Source organism: Pseudomonas sp. NPDC087817 (assembly GCF_044742875.1).
Taxonomy (GTDB): Bacteria; Pseudomonadota; Gammaproteobacteria; order Pseudomonadales; family Pseudomonadaceae; genus Aquipseudomonas.
Genome location: NZ_JBIUVJ010000001.1, coordinates 270517 through 289774 on the forward strand (window position 1 = coordinate 270517; position 19258 = coordinate 289774).

The following is a 19258-nucleotide window of genomic DNA, read 5'->3' on the forward strand; positions in this document are numbered from 1 at the left end:
GGAAGATAACTGGAAGTCTGTAAGTCATTCAAAAGGCAGGAGGCGCTGCTTGATTTGTGAGAGATGAGTGGAAAATTACGCGCTTAAGTTTGGTTTGAGTACAAGCAAGGGACCTATTGGGTCCATTATGCTTAGAAGCTGTTATTCAGAAGCCGTCGTTACCTGGTCACTTATAAGCTGAGCCAAAATTCGCACGGGCTCCGTAAAACTCCGCCGAGACCGATGTATCAGTCCGATATCACGGTGAAAGGTATGCTGTCCCAGATCGAGCGCTCGTACACCCGCGGGCCATTCCTGATGGGCTTCCGTCTGTGGCACCAGGGCTATGCCTACACCATTTCCCACCAGCTTGATGATGGCCTCCAGTTCATCCAGTTCGCAAACTTCCTGCAAGGTGAAATGCATTTGCCGCAGGAAACGATCGACCTGCCTGCCGCCGAAGGATGATCGGTCATAGCGAATGAATGGCTGGCTGGACAGCAGTTCCGACCAGTCCTCGCCCTCTAGGTCACGTGGCACGATCAGTCGGTAGGGCTCTCGAGCCAACGTCGTCCAGCGCAGGTCACTTTGAAGAGAGAAGGGCGGGCGAATGATGACGGCCATGTCGATCTCGCCGGCGTCGACAAGGTTCACCATCTCCATCGAAAGGCCCGGGATGACACGTGTGCGGCACTGCGGACACTGTTGGTGAAACTTTGCTAGCGCATCTGGCAAATAGGAGCGCTGCACGGACGCGATCGCACCGATGTTGACCAGCACGCTGGGAGGCTTGCCCAGCGTTGTAGAGCCCAAATTGTCGTAAAGCCTCAGCAGCTCTTGCGCCTGCAGAAGTATCTGGTGGCCCATTTTATTGAGATGGGCCGAACGTCCTTTCCTGTCGAAAATTTCGAACCCGAGCTCGGCCTCCAGGCGCTGGATTTGCGCGCTCACGGCGGCCTGAGTCAGGCCGATCTTGTTGCCGGCAGCGGCGAATGTGCCTTCCCGCGCCACGGCAATGAGTGTCTTCAATTCTTTGAACATTCACAAATATTAGTTGTGTTTCTAAGAAATATATATTGATTTTTATGTTGGGTTTTCCGTCCTACGATGTTTCCCATCCCCGGCAACGGCTGAATCCAAAGAGCCAATGACGGTGGGAATGTTCGACAACCAACAAAAAATATTTGGAGTTCTGATGAGCCTCTCGCCATTCCACCTCGCAATCCCTGTTTACGACCTGGCTGCAGCTCGCACCTTTTATGGTGAGGTTTTTGGTCTTGAAGAAGGGCGCTCCAGCACGCAGTGGGTCGATTTCGATTTTTATGGTCACCAACTGGTGATTCACGAACATCCAAAAACCGCTTCGCAGGAAAGCGTCCATAGCAACCCGGTCGACGGACACGATGTTCCAGTTCCGCACTTCGGCATCATTTTAGGTTGGGAACAGTGGGAGGCACTGGCCGAACGTCTGAAGGCGTTTGGTACCGAATTCGTGATCGAACCATACATTCGTTTCAAAGGCCAAGTGGGCGAGCAAGCCACCATGTTTTTGTTTGATCCGTGCGGCAACGCTCTTGAGTTCAAGGCTTTCAAGGATATGAGCCAGCTCTTCGCCAAGTAACAACGCCCATGGCACAACCGCGTTGTGCCATTTGATCTCAAGTGAGCTGGAAGCTCATGACTCTAGCAGCTGCGAGTAGACGCAGACCTTTCATTCCAACAAGAAGGCTAGACATGAAACGTATTCCCTTGGTTTGGCAAATCGTTGCCGGGCTACTGCTTGGCGTGCTTGTCGGTTGGTACTTCAATACTCATCCGTATTATCAGACATGGGTGAGTGCGGAGATCCTCAAACCGCTCGGTGACATCTTCATCAAGATGATGAAGATGGTGGTTGTACCGATCGTGTTTTGTTGCATGATCCTGGGCATTGCAGGCGGTGGCGATAACAAGTCGTTTGGCCGAATGGGCATGAAGTCGCTGGGCTATTTTTTTGCGATTACGGCGTTGGCCATTGTCATCGGCTTGTGTTTCGCCAACGTTTTCGAGCCGGGTACCGGCACCGACATTTCCGGTATTTCGTACGGTACTGCGGCGATCACTCTGGAGCCGTCCAAAGGCGCATTGGTCATCTTGCAAAACATCGTCCCTGACAATGTGCTGGTTGCTATGTCAGAAGCGAAGTTGCTGTCCGTGCTGTTTTTCGCCGTGTTGTTAGGCATGGCATTGAACGCTCTGCCGAAGGACAAAAGCGCACCTTTCATCGCGGTGGTTCAGAGCCTTTCCGATGCGATGTTCAAGGTCGTCTCAATCGTCATGGCATACGCACCGATCGGTGTGTTTGGGATGATCGGCGCGACCGTGGCGACGTTTGGTTTCGCATCATTGTTGCCGTTGCTCAAGTTGATCGGGGTGGTTTATCTGGCGCTGATTGTTTTCGCATTGGTGATACTCGGCGGCATTTGCTACTTGATTGGCGAAAACATTTTCAAGTTGATCCGCTACTTTCGCAATGAGTTGATTCTGGCGTTTTCGAGTGCCGCGTCAGCCGCCGTCATGCCGCAGTTGATGACGCGATTGGAGACCTACGGTGTACCGCGTCGGATCGTCAGTTTTGTGGTGCCGGTGGGTTATGCGGTCAACCTGGATGGCGCATCGATTTTTCTCGGTGTGGCGACAATTTTCGTGGCGCAACTCTATGGCATCGACCTGTCGCTGTCGCAGCAGATCCTGTTGGTGGTGACGATGGTGCTGACTTCAAAGGGCGCAGCAGGGGTGCCGGGTTTTGCCATCATCATCTTGTCAGCGACATTGGCGTCTGCCGGGTTGCCGTTGGAGGGGGTGGCGTTGATTGCCGGCATTTTCAGGATTATCGACAGCGGCACTACCACGTTGAATGTGCTGGGCAATGCCATCGCACCTTTGGTGATCGCCAAGTGGGAAAGGGTCGAACTGGAACCCGCGCGGGGTCATCCAGCAGCTAGCGTCTAGTCGTTCGTCAGAGATTGAACAGGTCTTTTAGACGACCTGAGGAGAAATGCCTGGTGGTAAAAATCGGCGCGGAAGTTTCCGACCTGTCGGAAGACATGCGCGGTGTATTGGAGGAGGGCACCGCGCTGATCATCCAGAGAATCACGCGCTGTGTTCGACAAGGAATGGCTGATGGCTCAATCACTTCGATGCAAGACGCCGAAACATTGACTGAATCACTGTATCGATTGTGGTTGGGGGCATCACTGCTGGTGAAAGTCCGCAATACCACAGCTGCCTTTGACACGGCACTGATGACGAGTGAGCGCCTGCTGGCATAGAGGCGTTTTTTTTAATATTTCTATTAGACGACCGGTCTAATCAACTGGAGCTTTCATGACTGATATTGCCGTAGGCACCGACCTTTTTTCGCCCATGAATATGGGCGCGCTGCAACTGGCTAACCGAATTGTCATGGCGCCCGTGACTCGCAGCCGTATGGCCGAGGACGGCGTGCCGAATGAAATGCACGCGACTTATTACGCCCAGCGTGCCGGTGCAGGCCTGATCATCGCCGAGGCCACGAACATCTCTGCTCAGGGACGTGGCTATGCCATGACGCCGGGTATCTGGTCGGAAGAGCAGGTGGCAGGTTGGAAGAAAGTCACTGACGCAGTACACGCGGCAGGCGGCAAGATCGTCAGCCAACTGTGGCACGTAGGTCGTTTCTCCAGCGTCGAGTTGCAGCCAAACGGCGAAGCGCCGGTCGCGCCCTCGGCAATCAAGGCCGAAGGTACCACCTATACCAACAATGGCATGGTCGAAGTGTCCATGCCTCGGGCGCTTGAGACTTCGGAGATCCCGGGGATCATCGAGCAGTACAAACATGCGGCAGAAAATGCCAAGCGAGCCGGTTTTGATGGTGTGGAAGTCCATTCTGCCAACAGCTATCTGCTCGACCAGTTCCTGCGCGATTCCACAAACCAGCGGACTGACCAGTACGGCGGCTCCATCGAGAATCGGACACGACTGACACTTGAAGTCACCGAAGCCGTGGTGGCGATTTGGGGCAGTGATCGGGTCGGCATCCGCCTTTCACCAGTAACTCCCGATGCAGGTAACACGCCTCCAGACAGCAATGTCATGGCGACCTACGGTTACCTCATTCAGCAGTTGAACAGATTCAATCTGGCCTATCTGCATTTCGTTGAAGGCGCCACCGCCACCTCTCGTACCGTTCCCGAGGGGGTGGATCTGGACGCGCTGAGTGCGCAGTTCGAAGGACGGTACATTGGCAACAACAACTATGACCTGGAAATGGCGCTGGAGCGAAGGGGGCGAGGGCGGATTGATGCCGTGGCATTTGGTCGATTATTCATTGCCAACCCCGACCTGGTAGAGCGCCTGCGTCGCGGTGTCGAGCTGACCATAGCTCCGCGCGAGAGTTATTACGGCGGAGGCGCCAAGGGCTACATCGATTGGCCAACGGCCAACTCCAACTAATTAGAAGTTCCCGATTTGATCGACTCGCCAGGATTGGTAATTGTCGTTTGAGTTTTCCGTGTCCGATTGACCAAAAGGGTCACCGGCAACATGCAACGAGGAGTACATCATGAGCAATCCAACTTACGTCCAGGAATACAACGCGATCGTTGCTGTTCTGAGTCGGTACAACGAAGGTGGTGCCAAGGCTGACAGCACTTTGATGAAGCCCGTTTTCAACGAGCAAGCGACGATGTTTGGGGTCGACGACGACAAGCTCGTCGGCGGTGCGATCCAGAATCTGTACGACGTCATCGACAACTCTTTCCGCCCATCTCCCGAAGCCAAGGCCGCGATCGTTCGCATCGACATCGTGGGCTCTGCCGCCAGTGCTCGCGTCGATACCGACAACGTTTCGGGATTTCGTTTCACCGACTTTTTCAACCTGCTGAAGGTAGAAGGCAAGTGGACGATCGTAAGCAAGATTTACCACACCCATCCTACAACGACTACCTGACCCTGATCAAAATCGACGGCAACTGGAAGGTCATCGCCAAGGTTTATCACCAGTTCGAAGGTTGAGTGTTCACCGATCCCGGTTGAATCAATACCGGGATCGGAGTTCGTTCATCGTCAAATGTAGAAGCGATCATGATCCGTGCCGCTGGCAAAGTTGCTTGCAGATTCAGAAAATTTCCGTCCAATGATTACGAAGCGCTGACACTGCGAGTGCTTGTGGCGTGGTACATGATTTAACATAATATACATTATGCGAAGCTTGCTATAGAGGTCTGGGGGGCTCTGGTGTCGAGATTAACTAAATTTGCGAATAAACAGCTAAATATGAAACGGCCGAAAAATCAGCCCCTTAGTGACCTCCGCTCACTGCATCGTCCAGAAAATATTATTTAAATATGCTGTGGCCCTCCCTTAAAGATGGCGCCTAAGGTGGCGCCTAGCGTTTCCACCTCGAAAGCCTCGCAATCCGGGGCTTCGCAAGCAATCAACCCCTCGGCAATCTCCATTTCAGTGTTTTTTAATTCTGGCAGCATCGGCCATAACGCATGGTTTGGTCATTTTTTGTGGGATCGAGACGGCGTATGCCGAGAAAAAAGGCTTCCATGCGTCCTGCTAAGCGTTCATTTCGACTGGGCTCGTTCAGTGCAACAAAGCGCCAGGGTGCGAGACCTCTTTTAAAAATGGCTGAACCCTTTAAAAGCGACCACGCCTGTAGCCCAATGAATGCAACGGTTTGCGATTTGCTGAGAGCTGAGACGCGCTCCAAACACGTGACTAGCCGCATAGGCTCAATCGCTCACCGTCAGATCGTTTCAGTTTCATCCGCCGGTGCGCGATTATCTGCAAAAGGTCGAATATCAAGGACAAAAATTGGGAGCCATGCCGAGGTGATGTGAACCTCGCCCTCGGCGTGAAGACTCAGCCTGGTTGCGGACTAACTCCGTCGGCGTGCGTAGCGTAGATAGATGTTGGAGCGCGTGACCAATATGTCAGCTTAGGAGAGATTCAAGCGCCTAGAACAGCGCTATATACGCGGAAAGAGACTATCTAAAGGTGGCTTAAATGCTGAAGCTTCGAAGAAGCTTCATTATAAATCACTAATGGTTTTGGATTTCAATAGTCTTTTTCATTAACTGATAACTGGTCGCTTTCAAGGAGCCCTGCACGTTCAAAACATAAACTTTTAAAAATGGCCGAAACTTTTAAAAATGATCAAACCCGCTAAATATGGCGAAAAACTGACGTACCTCCGTATTTCCGCAGCTGTACGACTAAACACTTTTAAAAATGCTTGAATCCTTTAAAAGTGACCTCCTAGGTCACGTCTTTCGTGAAGGCCAGCCCACCCATCGAAAGTAGCAGTGGCGCCTCTCAAAATCTGGACGGTTCAAGTGCTGATCCCTTACGGTTTGGGGCGTGCAGCCGTGCGGTCGAAATTTCTTAATTCAGATTCGACCATAACTCTCAATATATAACTAAAGCGTAGTTAGTTGCCTCGCTGCCAGTGAAGCCTTCCAAGAGTGTACTTGCAAAGCCAAGCTTGCTGTGTATAACCTACATGACTTCGATCAAATGGTAAGGGCTAGGTGATGAGTGATTCATCCAGGCAGACGGACGCGCTTGTCTCGAAAAAACGAAAGAGCAAGTCCCCTACTTCCGATAACTCCCAGAATCGGAAGTCTGCAATCCAACATTCAAACAAGGTTCGCGAGATGCTGAGCCCGCATCCGCTGTTTAACACCTATAAAGAATTCATCAACCACACTAGCGATGAGCCTGACCCGAGCCTACCGCTTGTAATGAGCTATCTGGCGAACTTTGATGCGCAGCTAAAACCCATGGACGGTTTTGAAGCCGTCAGTGGTTTTCTGCGTTCATACTCAAACGTCGAGGCGACATTCGTTTCATATCGCACCCATGCGGAGCGCCTGCTGCTTTGGGCACTGATGATCAGAAAGAAGCCCCTCATGGAGCTGCGTCGTGTAGACGCCGAAACTTTCTTGGAGTTCTGCATGAACCCACCCACGGATTGGCTTGGCCCCGTGACACGCAGCAGGTTTCTAATCGTGGCGTCCGACGAAATTTCAGGGCTGTGCCCAAATCCACGCTGGCGCCCATTCTCGATGAAGACAGCGAATCGCACGCCTGATCCCGCTGATCATGGCGGCCCGGGTACCGGTGCTCCGTACCAGCCATCCCGAGGGAGTATTTCCCAGGTTTTCTCGGTTTGCAGCAGCTTGTACGAATACGGTCTCGATGAGGGCCTGACGTCGGCGAATCCCTTCAGGGCGATCAAACAGAAATCGCGCTTCAAAGCGCCACGCTCAATGGAGCAAACCGGACGCGCCCTTACCCCTCTTCAATGGGACTTCGTGCTGACCACCGCTGAAAAAATGGCAGCAACGGCTCCTGAGCGCAATGAACGCACCCTGTTCATTGCCGCGACGTTATTCTCGATGTACCTACGCGTTTCAGATGTCTGTGGTCGGGTAAATTGGCAGCCCACGATGGGCTCGTTCAAGGCAGATCATGAAGGCAACTGGTGGTTCCACCTTATTGGTAAGGGTGATAAGGCCGCTAAGGTAGCGGTTAGACCGGAATACATTGATCGGTACCTAAAGCGTTACCGGCGCTTCATGGGGCTTTCCGAACTGCCACTACCTAATGAGCAGACCCCTCTGATTGCAACCTTGAATGGTCGTCCAGGGTTATCCACTCGAATGGTTCATTCGATCATCCAGGAACTGTTCAACCAAGCCGTTGATGAGATGGTGAGCGAAGGTCGTCAGTCGGGCGAGATCGAGGCTCTACAAATGGCCTCCACTCACTGGCTAAGGCATACGGCTGCGACACTTGATGCCCCCTGGCGAGACGCCAAGGACTTGCAGATGGATCTACGTCACAACAACTTGGCCACTACGCAGGATATCTACTACAGCAGCTACGAAGACAAACGTTCGTACTCGCTTAGAAAATTGGGATTGAAAAATCGCGACTGAAGGTTGGCTTGCCCTATCCTTTCACCGACGTTTTCCATAAAAGAATTGTTTGACTCAACTAAATGTTTATTTAGTTGAGTTAAATGTATTATTGCCTTGAGACATGCACGCATCAAAATTTTTTTCCCTTAACGAGTCCACCCTCTTCATCACCCTGATCTTCGGACTTCAGCTCAGCACCCGTCCACAACACCCGAAAGCGTCGCGAGCTTGGCTAAATGCCTCATGCGCATGCCCCCTGCACCTTCAACGCGGCAGGCTGACACTCTGGGTTGTCATCCGCCCCAGCGCGGGTGATCTGATCAGTGCAGCCAAAAACCCTGTCCAATGCAACCGTACCGGCCTAGGTTGCTGCATCCACCGCATCTTCATCCAACAGCGCCCCGCCGCCCGGTACGGGTATTTCCCTCCCCCTGGTGGCCTTCATAATCAACTCCAGCCTATCCTCATCCAACCCCATCTGGTCGTAAGCACGCAGCGGCGTCGCAGCGAAAAGCTCTGCACCTTCTTTAAGGTCAAACAGGGAGAGCTTGTGTCTATCCTCAACCAGGCTGTGTACGGTCATACGAAGTCCCAAGCGTTCGGTTCAAAGCGCGCGTTGTGGGCCGCTGGTTAGATCTCAGCCCAGGGTTGTGGAGCATGTTCGGCAATTTATGTGACTGAGTACATGGTGTGCCCCGTTGTTGGTTCTGCTGTTCGTAGTGAACGGTACGGCAGCCCGCCCTCCCTTCGCCACATTGGCAGCCTTCAAAAGTGGCTGAAGTTCAGTATGGAGGCGATGGTACTCCTCAACTTCTGAAGTTACCTTTTGATCTACCAGCGCGAGGTTCTCTCCGTTTCCGGTCGTTTCAAGCGTGGTTAGATCGACCTGATGATCGTGGCAAAATCGCTCTAGCAATACCCAGAACGGCTCCCTGTGATCAATGTGCAAATCTTTTCGATCTGTGATGATCACTCCGCTCGCAGCACACCTCACTGGCAGACCAAGCGCATCACGAAACGCAATCAATTGAGAGCGAACAGTAAACCTCAATGCCTCGCAGACCTTTCCATGGGGCGATTGGATGACGCCGGAGATGCAACGCTTGTAGGAAAAACCATCTTCACTGCCATCGGTGCGAACAAGCCTGATCCCCCTACCCGCTCCTAATTCGTTCTTCACGATTTTGAAGTGATCAATTCCGACTCCAATTTTCCTGCTCGCCTCTGGATGCATGGCTATCAGTAGGTGCAATTTTTTGACTGCAAGCTTGCTGGTGATCACACCGATTGGTGCGTTATGCAGATAGTCTTTGAGCCGATGCAACAGCTCTTTTTTTGATTTGTACTCAAACAGCCCCAGCCAGAACATTCAGAAGTCTCTGTGCCTCTGCAAACCCAGATCACAAGAACAAAAAGATGGGTGTCAGCCCGCCAGAGGATCCACGCAAACCAATGAACTTCAGGTCGCCGTCTTACATCGCCTCACTTACCTGACCAACCTCAGGCGCAACCTCAACCTCAGTTGTCAGGTTGTTGGTGATGCCGAAAGGAATGTGCACGGATGGAGCGACGGCGCTGGTCGATTTGAGATGCCCGGATTGGTCGTCGTAGGGCTACGAGCAATGCTCCTAGTTTTTTCATCTGACTACTTTGGCTAGTCTTTCTGCAACCAAGATAGGTCGGGAGAAGACTGATGAAAGACGAGCTTCGCATATTACTGAGAAAGGTTCGTGAATCAGCAAAGATCAGTATCGCGCTAGCGGCGAAACGAGCATTTGTGGATGAACGTACCTGGCGTTCCTGGGAAACCTTGAAGGGCGCAGTGTATGAACGCCAGCCATCCGACAAAGCGCTATGGAGCTTTTTTCAACGCTCCGGAATCGAGATGCCTCAGGCGTTCAAGGCACGAGCGAATGGAAACCCACTCGGACAGGTGTTGTCGATTGCCACCTACAAAGGCGGTGTTGGCAAATCACCCATAACAATCAGCGTAGCGGCACGCCTGGTCGAGCAGAATTTCAAGGTGGCCGTTGTCACAGACGATGGCGTTTTTCGCGGGATGTCCAGTGATGGTCGAGGGCCGGCCCCAGAAACCCTCGTGAGCAAAATTGACTTCTATGATGAGCGAGACCTTAAAGCTTCCCCGGCAGAGCTCAAGAAAATGAAAAAGGAGATCCGAGACAATGTCACTAACCTGCCAAGGGAGGAGCAACAGATAGGAGAAATCATCTATGGCCACCTTATCGAAACGGTAGAACGCAAAAAGCTCGCAACCGAGAACCTCAGTGATCTAGTCACCCGATATGATTACGTCTTTCTCGACATCAACGTGAACATCGAGCTGATACGCAGACATGCGGATTTAGTCGCGATTATTCTCGACAGCGATTGCTACTATTCCATTCAAAGTGCCCAAGCGTTTCTTGCGGACTTAAGAGCAATCAAGTGCCGCAAGGCCGCGCCTTCCTATTTCGGATTAGTTACCAACTGTGACGTTGGCGGCGTCAGCAGTGAGCTGGAGGAGTTCGTCGGAGACCTGCCCGACCTGAACGATGAAATCCTTGAGGAGCTTATGCAAAGCAAACGTGCGCAGATCCTGCGTCGGGAGCGCATTTACCAGATGATCCGAGCACTGGACTTTCCGATACTCTCCACCGAAATGACGGCTTCATACAAAGTCGCGATCGAACATTACAATGAAAGCCGGGCGTTCTTGGATGGCTATTGCTATTTCCATTCTCTTGCGGACGTAGCCCCACACTCGCATGCAGCTGGGGAAATCCGTCGGCTGACAGAGGAGTTAATCAACAAGCTCTGAACGCGCTTTGGTGCCAGCCTGCGCGGGTGCGCATAGACGGAGGGTGGCGCCGACACAAAGCCAAATGCAGTACCGGCCCGCCGCTATACTCGGATCGATCACCACGTCACATCGCGGGTGATCAATCACTTGTGGCGTACGTTCGCTAGTCCCTCAAAGAGAAGAAACCATACCGACCATTGTTCCGATTCTTCGTGAAGTGCTGGTAATTGAGTAGTGGGATCACCGATGGATCCGGCTCTTTGTTCTCAAAAATTATGATCTGAGAGTCCCTGAAGCTCTCTGCTATGTCTCGGTAGAACCCATAAATCAGGTCACCGGTGATCTCATCGCCCTCCTCTCCAGGCAGGTCATCCCCTTCCTTGTAGGTGGTCAGCGGCGAGTCAAGCACGACGAAACCGGGATGGCGCCCGGAGAGCCTCAACAAATTCATCAGCCCAAGCACGAACGCGGAGAACGCGACCGCTCGATAGCCCTTGCCGAAATTGCCGCGCGCGCTGCCGCCGATGGTGATGTCTCTTGCCTTAAAATCGAACTCGACTGGCAGGTAGTTTGGAAAGCCCCATCGCTTCAGGATGGACTGGATTTCGGTCACCAACGGCTTCACAGCGTCTTCAAAGCTCTCAGCGGTATACCCTGCTTGTTCTTCGAGCAGTAGAGTTCCCAACCTTTTCAGCTCGTCGCTTAGCTTGGCCTTATCCGCTTCTCGTTGATCCAAGGCGGACAGATCGTGCCTGATACTCGACGCAAGCTCCTTCAGGTCACTGACTTTCTGTACTGAATCTTCAAGCTCGGATGCGAGTTGCTTCTCCAAAGCTGTTATGGCCGCTTTGATCGTCAACGCACTGGAGGCGTTTCGCTCGATGGCGATAGAAAGGGAGCCTTGGGCTTCCGCAAGTTCCTCGATGTTCTTGGAAATGCGATTCAGCTCGAAGGAAACGCCTTTCTTGATGTCAACTACGTTAGCTATGCAAGACTCCGAGTCAAAATGATTGCCACAGGTTGGACACAGAATCGAATCAGAAGCATCCAAGAGAACCGCAGCCTGCTCAATTCCAAGAAGACGCTGGCGGTCTGACTCGTACTTTTTACCAAGCATGCCAAATCGACCAAGAAGGCCTTTGTCTTCAGCGATTTTGATTTCGACAACTTCCAGTTCGGTGGTATGAAGGGCCTTCTGCTCGAACAACCCATTGCTCGACTGGAACGCGCTTTTGAGGTCAGCCTCTGCCTGCTCTAGTCGACCAGTCACTTGATGGTTAAACGAATTCAGTTTCTGGAGCTGAAGGAACTGGGTGGCGTCATCGCCTGGATAAAACTTACTGATGATTTCTTCGACAGCAGTGACCTTATGCTTCAATACCCCTTTTGACTCTAAGTCTTTTTTTGCTGATTTGACTGCAGCGTCATCTTTCCCAGTGAGCAGCAATTTCAACATCGAGTTTTCTTTGGTCTTCTCCATGACCTGACCGGTGCCCAAGGGAGAGTACTCGGCAACGATCCTTGATTCATCAATCAGGAAAATTTTCTCAAGGTCACGAAGTGAGAAAGCGCCGCTTCTCAGGGATGCAGCACCCAAAAGCAACAGCTTTCCATCCAGCCCCAGCTTGTCTAGGAACTGGCTAGATAGAGTGGCTTTGTTATTGGCACTGTGCTTGGTGCTAAGAACTGATATTCTGCCTTTTTCGTCAATTAGTGTCGCTTTGGAGTTTTCGGCAAGCGTTCTTTCGATGATGAAAGCGCTTCCGTCATCGTTATCGAATTTCACCCTGACGGTGGTGTATCCCTTCGACACCTCTATTGGTTTTGGGGGTCTGGAAGATCCCAACGCAAATTTTATGCACTGTACGATGTAGGACTTTCCGGTGTCAGACCCGCCTTGAACGACGTTGGCGCCTTTCGTAAAATAAACCGCAGCATCAGGGAGATCACGGCCGCTAACAATAACACTTTCAATGAACATTAGATTGCCCTGTCAACTTTATAGATGGTGCGACTTTGCGCGGTGAGATAATCAACGTTTTCATACACCCATGAAACACGCCGCCGGAAATCTGTGTGGTACTCAGTGGATAGCTTGCCAGCGAACTCGCTGCCTTCTGAGGTAATACGATATCGAACGCCCTGCTCATTCACCTCGGAAATCATCAACCCTTTTGAGGTGAAAAGCTTTATGGCGTCTGGAAAGATTTCACGCCTACGAACAAGTTCGGCAAGACGGTTCATCAGCATTGGGTGCAGGCTTGGCCCACCCTGGAAGTCATCGCTATAAATCGCTGCATAGTCCAGGAATACAAGCTCATCCAAATCAAGCTCTCGGGCAAGCCCTGCAAGCAGAAGGACGATCCTCGCCCCATTTTCTACAGGGCTGTTAAACAAATCCTTTGAGTTCATGACTTATCTCTTAATCCACTTGAATCTCTGGTCATTTACTAGCTGATGGCACAGCCCTTTTCGATCGGAGATTTGAATGTAATGAAAAAGCGGATGAGAGTTGTATGGGAGGCTCGCGGACTGTTTGCTCACCGCGAGAAACCGATCATACCCATTTTCGTGCTTTTGGCGCACAACGCTGTGCACGCCTTCGTAGCATTCCTCTTTGAGCTCTTCGTAGCATCCGGTAGGAAATGCGTCGCGCGAGAAAGTTTCCAAGGATTCAGCGCTAAAGAAATTGATTCGCGCACGGTCGAGATCCTCTTTGTACTCACTGTCTTTAACGTTAGTAAGTGAATACTCCGTACTATCTGCATCGGAAAATGCGTGCAGAAGAGCCTCAATATAGACTTTCTCATTGTCCCCAACGGTCTCAGGGGCGTTTCTTTTGAGCTGAGGTCGCTTTAAGTGGTAAGAGCCAAATCGCGACGAGTGATACGGGGTCTTTGAGTGCTTCTCAACCAAATCTAGAGAAGACATCTCATCGACAAAGGAGAAGTCGATGGTGTTAAGGTGATCTAGCAGCTCGCCCTCTAGATCAATAACCTGCGTCTTCGTAATTTTATCCCGGCAAGCCTTGTCCCACCGGCTAATGATCTCTGCCTTGATGCGAGATTTATTGGCGAACATATCAATGCAATCGGAACTGCAACCCTTGGGGGTTACGAAGCGATATTCACGAGGAAGAGTGTAGTCGCCTCTCCAAGTGTAGAACACTAACTTACCTAACTCGGCCACCACATCAGCGACGCTCAGCTTATCGCCGTAGTGTTTGCATTGGTAGTTATCCCACCCAGACGAGAATCCACCGATGACATCACGGCCTTTGTCCCCGGCACCAGCACAACGCGTTACCACGTCGTAGTTTTTATCAAGGTAATAGACCAGTTCAAGTGTAAAAACTTCCCATTCGTCAGCCGACATAATTTGCAGGCGATCTAGGGGGTGAACAGGCTCTCCTTTTTGGACATCCAGCGCTGTGAGCATGAACTCTGGAGCTGGAGGGATTTCTATGGAGATCTCACTAATGGACATTGACCACGCCCCTCAAGATAGGTGCCTCAGGCTTCAGGAAGAATTTAAAAAAAAATCATATTCCGAGCTCATGCCCCAGCTGAAGGCCCCGTATACGGAGTGACATTTCTTTGATGATAGTGTCTGGGTTCTTCCGTAAAGCTTCGGTAAGTTGTTTCAAGAAACGCTGATTTAATTCCATATTTTCAGATAGCTCACCAATCACGACGCTCGGGTAGACATCAGTGTTCTCCAGCACCATCGCCAAAGCCGCCCGAGCAGCGCCAATGGGCTTGTCCATCGCGTATTCGACCAGATCAGCAGGATGAAAAGCGTAATCCTGTTCAAGCTCGCTCATGAATGTGCTCCCTGCATGCAATTTAGGTTTTGCTAATCAATTTGCGGGCACAAACACCCCATCACGAAGACGTTTTCCGTGATTGGGTGTTTAACAACCGAATTAATGTTGTGTGGTCTAGCTGATCCATGCCGAACTCCAGCAATGTCCTGCTCTCCTTTGGAAAGTGTTGGTCTCGTCCTTGGATGATGGCTCAATAATATCGCTTTAGCTGGCGATGGGGAACCTGGGGTGGTATCGCACTATGCTTTTCGAGGCTGAATTGGATGCTTCTGGCGGTTATAGAATGGTGAAAGGGGGCGGCAGATGGACGGTATAGACTGCGGTATCATTGTTGATCAACCATCTTGGCATCGCACGCGATCGTCGTGTGGATCTGTACCTCGAACATCCCACTTCGGGTCGACAATTATCCAGAAGACTGGAAATTCGAGGCATCAACTGGCGTAGCTGCCAGGCTGGTCATGTGTCAAGGCGCCCAGTACGGTATAACGGACTGCCCTGGCCGATCTAGCACTATCGCTACGCTTTGCTGTGCCCGGGTGACCGCCACGTAGAACGTCGCTGCAGGCCCGGGATCAAGTGGAACGCCTCGCTGCAAAAAGGTTGCGATTGGGCCTGTTGCGATGATGAGCACTCGCTCGTAGGTTGCGCCTTTGGCGACCTTGAAGTTGGTGTAGTTCAGGTCGAACTCAGTGCCTGACCTTATGTTTACGCGCAGGCACTGGGGGCTGAATCTCTCCACGTATGCGAGGACGTTACGATTGGCGAGCAGGAATACACCGTCGTGATCTGTCGTAACCTCGTTGAGCGACTCCGTTTGTGGGAAACCCCACGCGGGGTTGAAGATAGTGTCTGAGAATCTCGCGATACCTGGAGAGCAGCGCCAGGTCGTGTTCCGAAATTCGATCTCGATCTCTCCTCTTCGTTGCTTGGCCAGGAACCAAGTAAGAGCCCTGGCGTAGGCATATTGCTTGTTCTTTCTGCTTCTAGGGCTCGTTGAGAGAACCGACTGCCGAATGTCTCCGACCATCCGAATGTCGATGCGGGACGCGAACAGCTTCTCCAGTAAGTCCCAGTCCCAGCCACTGAGATCCTGAACCTCATCCACCAATATCTCGTCGTACAGGCTTTCCAGGCGGTACAACAAGGCTCCTTGGCTCTGCTCCACCAGCAGATTGGCGAGCTTCCCAAGCTCAGCGGCATACAGTGCTCCGGCGGAGTTAAAGAAGCGAGCCTCTTCCGTCGCGAAACGTCTTGGCTGCCCCTCATAGTCGAAACCCTGCACACGTCTGCCTGGGAAAACAAAGGGCAGAAAGGGCCGGGCAAAATGTCGGATGAGTAGTGTGTACCACCCCATCACTTCCACATTAGTCTGCATCCCAACCCGTTTCGCCAGACGCACAGAAAGCTCATGTTGATTTCGCTGAGTAAACGTCACAACGAGCACACGCCGCGTAGGCGCAACTGCGGCGCAGTGTTCGACCAGGCCTTGCGTTTTGCGCGAGCCCGCAACGGCTAGGGTGAGGTGATTAGCCATGGATGAAGGCTGCTGCAGCTGCCATGTAAGCCGGCGCTACGATGCGCTGTCTACTTTCCGCGATTCGTAGCGCGGCCTCTGTTTTTTCTCTGGTCATCCATACTTCGAGAACAGCGTCAGCGCGAAGCCCTAGAATCCCACGTAGTACTGCCTCTCCATTGTGATGGATCAGCTGAGGTTCCAATGTGCGCCCTTCCTCCACAGGGCCAATAAAGAGTTCTCTGTACTCACCATCTAGCCATGGCTCGACGGCTTCTCGAAGTGCCGCAGGATCCTGCCCGTCGTTGTCCCTCAATACAGCGACCCGCTTACCCAGTCGTGAGCAAAGTTCGAGGCATCGGGCTAGGGAGAGGCTGCGCATGCTGAGGACATCAATGCCGCACGCCATCGGAGGCATGTCGTAGAGGTCGCGGAAAATCCGTTCGAAAATGATTTCGTCGGATGGCCCCTCGACGAGAACCAGCTTTTCGGCAAGCGCCATTCGAAGGGTATCGTACCCTGGAAGCTTCTTGTAATACCCCACGGTTTCAGGAGTAAGTCCCGTAATGGTTGTGACTGCATCCCGATTGATCAGCAGCAGTGAGTCTAGCCCCAGCCTATTCAGCACGAAGGTGCTGTGGGTGCTGATGAACAGCTGTTGTTCTTCGCCGGCGAGCCGCTCAATGCGGTTTAGAAGCGTGACCATGCTGGTATGGGAAAGGTGGTTCTCCGGCTCCTCGATCATTACCACCCTGGTTCGATCAGCATGCCGGCCCATTGCCAGAGAAATTTTGATAGTAGCCTGTTGACCCTGCCCGGCCATCGAGAACGGCACATTGTCTATGTGCGGTGAGACAGCCGACTCCCAAGATGTTCTAGAAGTCTGATCCATTGCCACCTTGAGGGGTTGCTGGTGAAGCGAGGCTTCCAATTGCCCCAGTCGATCGTTAAGCGCTGCAAGAGCTCCATCCGACATAGCTGATTTCGCCTGCCGGTACTCCAGCGAGATCAAGGCTTTCTCGGAGGGCTCCAGGTGATCGTTCAAGATCTGTCTCAGGTGATAATCAATTCCGCCAAACGTTCTGATCGTGCGTGAATCGATGATCGCAATGGAAAGGTCTCGCGGACGTCGGGTGAGCTCTGAATCACCAAAATGGCGCCACTCGATCTTGTAGTACTCCACCGGTAGCAGCATCGACGGATTTTCCGTCCAGGCCTGAAGCTCTGCGTCGTATTCAGGGTTGGGTGCGACGCGAAATACCACGCCTGGACACGCCTGCGTAGGAATGGCGCTGTTATGCACACCGCAAAGGGCTTGGAGGTCGGGTCGGTTTTCGAGGAACAGCTCAATCTCAATTGTGGGCCAAGTCGCCTCTCCGATTAGGAGATCGGTCAAGAAGTCAGACACTACGGCAGTGTTGAACCAATATGGATTGAGTTCTTCTGCTGCAGGCCTTCCCCCGATGCGTCCGGTCATCGCAAGAGCAATGGCCTCCATCAACGAGGATTTCCCCGCATCGTTCCCCCCGACAAGTAGATTGATCCTCGGGTTCGGTTCCAGCTCAAAGTCGCGATGGATCCTGTAACCCTTAACCTTGATCTTCGTGATCATCGTCTTTCCTTGTCAGAGGGGGGCGTCTAGATAGTCGGGCGAATGTGGAGAGTGTACAGCCGCTTGCCGATGGCGCCACTGAACCACCGCATTCCCTGATAATCACTCAACGTGACTTACTCCATTCGCTGAATTGCGCTCTATCGATCAAAGACACCAACCATATCCGCTCAAACGGCAGTCCATTCAATCGTCATTAAATGAACCCATGAATGGGTACTAGAGCCGGAGGAACCCAACTCCATTAAAACTGGGAGCCGAAGCCTACATCCAAATCTCGATATTTAATCCAAATTCAGATCTCTGACGATGTCTCAGCTACTCAGAGCTAACCTCTCCACCAGATCAATCACCTCCTTGCGATCCTTCCCTTTCAGTAGGTGAAAGCACTGCAGCAGGTGCGCCTCTTCGTCGTCCTCACAGTAAAAGTACGCCGCTGGGTAATTCAGCACAGCAGCAATTTGCTGAACGATGCTCTCCCCTGGCTGATGAACCCCCTTCTCATATTGATTCATCCTCGGGGACGCTGATGCGGGCTCGATTCCGGCTTCTATCCCAAGGCGCTCCTGGGAAAAACCTCTCGCTTGGCGTGCCTCTTTTAGGCGCTTACTTATCGTCGTCATTTCTCTTGCCGCAAAAGACAAGAGAGTCTTAGATTCGCTTTGACGATATACTAAGTATTACTTAGTATTCAGCAGAAATATCCTTTTGCCATCAATCTAAGCGCACGGACGGGGACTCAAGATGAAGGAAATGCAAATCACAGATGGTCGGCTCGACGAAAAATCCCGTGGCTCCGGGGGCGACATGGTCAGCTACCACTATTGGAAAATTGACGGCAAAAAACTCGAAGCGCTGGAAATCCCGGATGTGCTGGATGCGCATGTAAAGGCGGGTGATCGGGTTCGAGTGACATCCCAGTTCGGCAAAGACAAAGTCAGCAGAATCTGGGCTATTCAAGTCGAGGGAGAACCCGTTCGTTCGGTTGTGAATATTCCCTTTATTGCATTGTCTTTGGGGCGGTTGAGTCTTGCCCCCCTGATGGTCGGCATTTTCACGCTCTTCGTAGCGCATCTTCTATGGGAAAACAGCGCAAACCCAGGACGCTTTCAAGGTTCGATTTACCAGCTTTCGTGGATCGCATTGAATTTGTGGTTCAGCTACAAGTTCATGATCAAACCTATGCTGATCATCAAACGTGGCATCAAGACGTTCCGCGAATATTGCGCAAAGACGCCAGCATCTACCTCGTCTGCACGCTAAATTCGAGCGTATGACGACGACCTCCCGAGAGCCAGAAATGAAGTATGACGCGCTGATCCAACAGCAAGCCAAGCTCGTATTTGGCAACAAAGCGAAAGCCGACCATTGGCTAAATCAGCCAATGGTTGGAGTCGTTGGGTGCTCACGGTTGCAAGCAGCGCACACTGAGGCGGGATACGAACTCGTGAAGTCTGAACTCGAAAGGCTCAGTCACGGGTTCGCCGTTTGCCCCCTCCTCCAGCCCCCAAATTCAACATGCTTGTCTTTGCACTCTATCGAAATCACGCCGACGTAGTGCTGAGGCGTTCAA

The 19258-nt window shown here is 52.1% G+C and carries 18 protein-coding genes and 2 pseudogenes; 9 read left to right on the plus strand and 11 right to left on the minus strand.

Annotation, left to right across the window (positions count from 1 at the left end):
• Positions 1-141: 141 nt before the first annotated feature.
• The gene (locus ACIONG_RS01180) at positions 142-1020 is read right to left on the minus strand and encodes a LysR substrate-binding domain-containing protein (protein WP_401296143.1); all 879 of its coding nucleotides are present in this window, start codon (positions 1018-1020) and stop codon (positions 142-144) included.
• A gap of 154 nt (positions 1021-1174) precedes the next feature.
• Between ACIONG_RS01180 and ACIONG_RS01185 the strand changes: the two genes are divergently transcribed.
• The 7 genes and pseudogenes from ACIONG_RS01185 to ACIONG_RS01215 all read left to right on the plus strand — a co-directional run bounded on the left by ACIONG_RS01185 (position 1175) and on the right by ACIONG_RS01215 (position 7949).
• Complete coding sequence (locus tag ACIONG_RS01185) at positions 1175-1600, plus strand: VOC family protein (RefSeq protein ID WP_401296353.1); 426 nt, start codon at positions 1175-1177, stop codon at positions 1598-1600.
• A gap of 113 nt (positions 1601-1713) precedes the next feature.
• Complete coding sequence (locus ACIONG_RS01190) at positions 1714-2970, plus strand: cation:dicarboxylate symporter family transporter (protein ID WP_401296145.1); 1257 nt, start codon at positions 1714-1716, stop codon at positions 2968-2970.
• Between the two features lie 35 nt (positions 2971-3005).
• Positions 3006-3290: pseudogene (locus ACIONG_RS01195) on the plus strand (TetR family transcriptional regulator C-terminal domain-containing protein); the annotation flags it as partial.
• Between the two features lie 55 nt (positions 3291-3345).
• Positions 3346-4452: an alkene reductase gene (locus ACIONG_RS01200; RefSeq protein ID WP_401296147.1), complete on the plus strand. Its 1107-nt coding sequence runs from the start codon at positions 3346-3348 to the stop codon at positions 4450-4452.
• A gap of 109 nt (positions 4453-4561) precedes the next feature.
• Entirely contained in the window at positions 4562-4948 is a 387-nt protein-coding gene (locus tag ACIONG_RS01205; protein ID WP_103301985.1) for a nuclear transport factor 2 family protein, read from the plus strand.
• Positions 4897-5013, plus strand: coding sequence for a nuclear transport factor 2 family protein (locus ACIONG_RS01210; RefSeq protein ID WP_158249158.1), 117 nt, complete (start codon positions 4897-4899; stop codon positions 5011-5013). The genes ACIONG_RS01205 and ACIONG_RS01210 overlap by 52 nt, the downstream gene beginning before the upstream one ends.
• Before the next feature lie 1649 nt (positions 5014-6662).
• Positions 6663-7949 carry a tyrosine-type recombinase/integrase gene (locus ACIONG_RS01215; protein ID WP_401296355.1) on the plus strand — a complete coding sequence of 429 codons (1287 nt, stop codon included), beginning with the start codon at positions 6663-6665 and terminating at the stop codon, positions 7947-7949.
• Positions 7950-8292: 343 nt separating this feature from the next.
• On the opposite strand, the gene ACIONG_RS01220 is transcribed toward ACIONG_RS01215, so the two are convergent.
• From ACIONG_RS01220 to ACIONG_RS01230, 3 genes and pseudogenes are all read right to left on the minus strand, one after another.
• Positions 8293-8514 (minus strand): hypothetical protein, encoded by a 222-nt coding sequence (locus tag ACIONG_RS01220; RefSeq protein ID WP_401296150.1) that lies wholly within the window; start codon positions 8512-8514, stop codon positions 8293-8295.
• Between the two features lie 54 nt (positions 8515-8568).
• Positions 8569-9300, minus strand: coding sequence for a DCL family protein (locus ACIONG_RS01225; RefSeq protein WP_401296152.1), 732 nt, complete (start codon positions 9298-9300; stop codon positions 8569-8571).
• A 103-nt stretch (positions 9301-9403) separates the two neighbouring features.
• Positions 9404-9541 (minus strand): annotated as a pseudogene (locus ACIONG_RS01230) (5'-nucleotidase); the annotation flags it as partial.
• Positions 9542-9624: 83 nt separating this feature from the next.
• Here ACIONG_RS01230 and ACIONG_RS01235 point away from each other — a divergent pair.
• Positions 9625-10749, plus strand: coding sequence for a ParA family protein (locus tag ACIONG_RS01235; protein ID WP_401296154.1), 1125 nt, complete (start codon positions 9625-9627; stop codon positions 10747-10749).
• Positions 10750-10894: 145 nt separating this feature from the next.
• Here ACIONG_RS01235 and ACIONG_RS01240 read toward each other — a convergent pair whose 3' ends face one another.
• The 7 genes from ACIONG_RS01240 to ACIONG_RS01270 form a co-directional block, all read right to left on the minus strand.
• Complete coding sequence (locus tag ACIONG_RS01240; protein ID WP_401296156.1) at positions 10895-12712, minus strand: AAA family ATPase; 1818 nt, start codon at positions 12710-12712, stop codon at positions 10895-10897.
• Positions 12712-13143 carry an ABC-three component system middle component 2 gene (locus tag ACIONG_RS01245; protein WP_401296157.1) on the minus strand — a complete coding sequence of 144 codons (432 nt, stop codon included), beginning with the start codon at positions 13141-13143 and terminating at the stop codon, positions 12712-12714. The genes ACIONG_RS01240 and ACIONG_RS01245 overlap by 1 nt, the downstream gene beginning before the upstream one ends.
• A 3-nt stretch (positions 13144-13146) precedes the next feature.
• On the minus strand, positions 13147-14217 hold the full coding sequence (locus ACIONG_RS01250; RefSeq protein WP_401296159.1) for an ABC-three component system protein: 1071 nt from the start codon (positions 14215-14217) through the stop codon (positions 13147-13149).
• Positions 14218-14272: 55 nt separating this feature from the next.
• Positions 14273-14554, minus strand: coding sequence for a hypothetical protein (locus ACIONG_RS01255; RefSeq protein ID WP_095194875.1), 282 nt, complete (start codon positions 14552-14554; stop codon positions 14273-14275).
• A 469-nt stretch (positions 14555-15023) separates the two neighbouring features.
• Positions 15024-16094 (minus strand): UvrD-helicase domain-containing protein, encoded by a 1071-nt coding sequence (locus ACIONG_RS01260; RefSeq protein WP_401296161.1) that lies wholly within the window; start codon positions 16092-16094, stop codon positions 15024-15026.
• Positions 16087-17685, minus strand: a complete 1599-nt coding sequence (locus tag ACIONG_RS01265; RefSeq protein WP_401296163.1) for an ATP-dependent nuclease — start codon at positions 17683-17685, stop codon at positions 16087-16089. The genes ACIONG_RS01260 and ACIONG_RS01265 overlap by 8 nt, the downstream gene beginning before the upstream one ends.
• Before the next feature lie 314 nt (positions 17686-17999).
• Positions 18000-18308 carry a helix-turn-helix domain-containing protein gene (locus tag ACIONG_RS01270; RefSeq protein ID WP_095194883.1) on the minus strand — a complete coding sequence of 103 codons (309 nt, stop codon included), beginning with the start codon at positions 18306-18308 and terminating at the stop codon, positions 18000-18002.
• 121 nt (positions 18309-18429) lie between these two features.
• On the opposite strand from ACIONG_RS01270, the gene ACIONG_RS01275 reads away from it, so the two are divergent.
• Positions 18430-18948: a hypothetical protein gene (locus ACIONG_RS01275; protein ID WP_095194884.1), complete on the plus strand. Its 519-nt coding sequence runs from the start codon at positions 18430-18432 to the stop codon at positions 18946-18948.
• Positions 18949-19258: the final 310 nt, after the last annotated feature.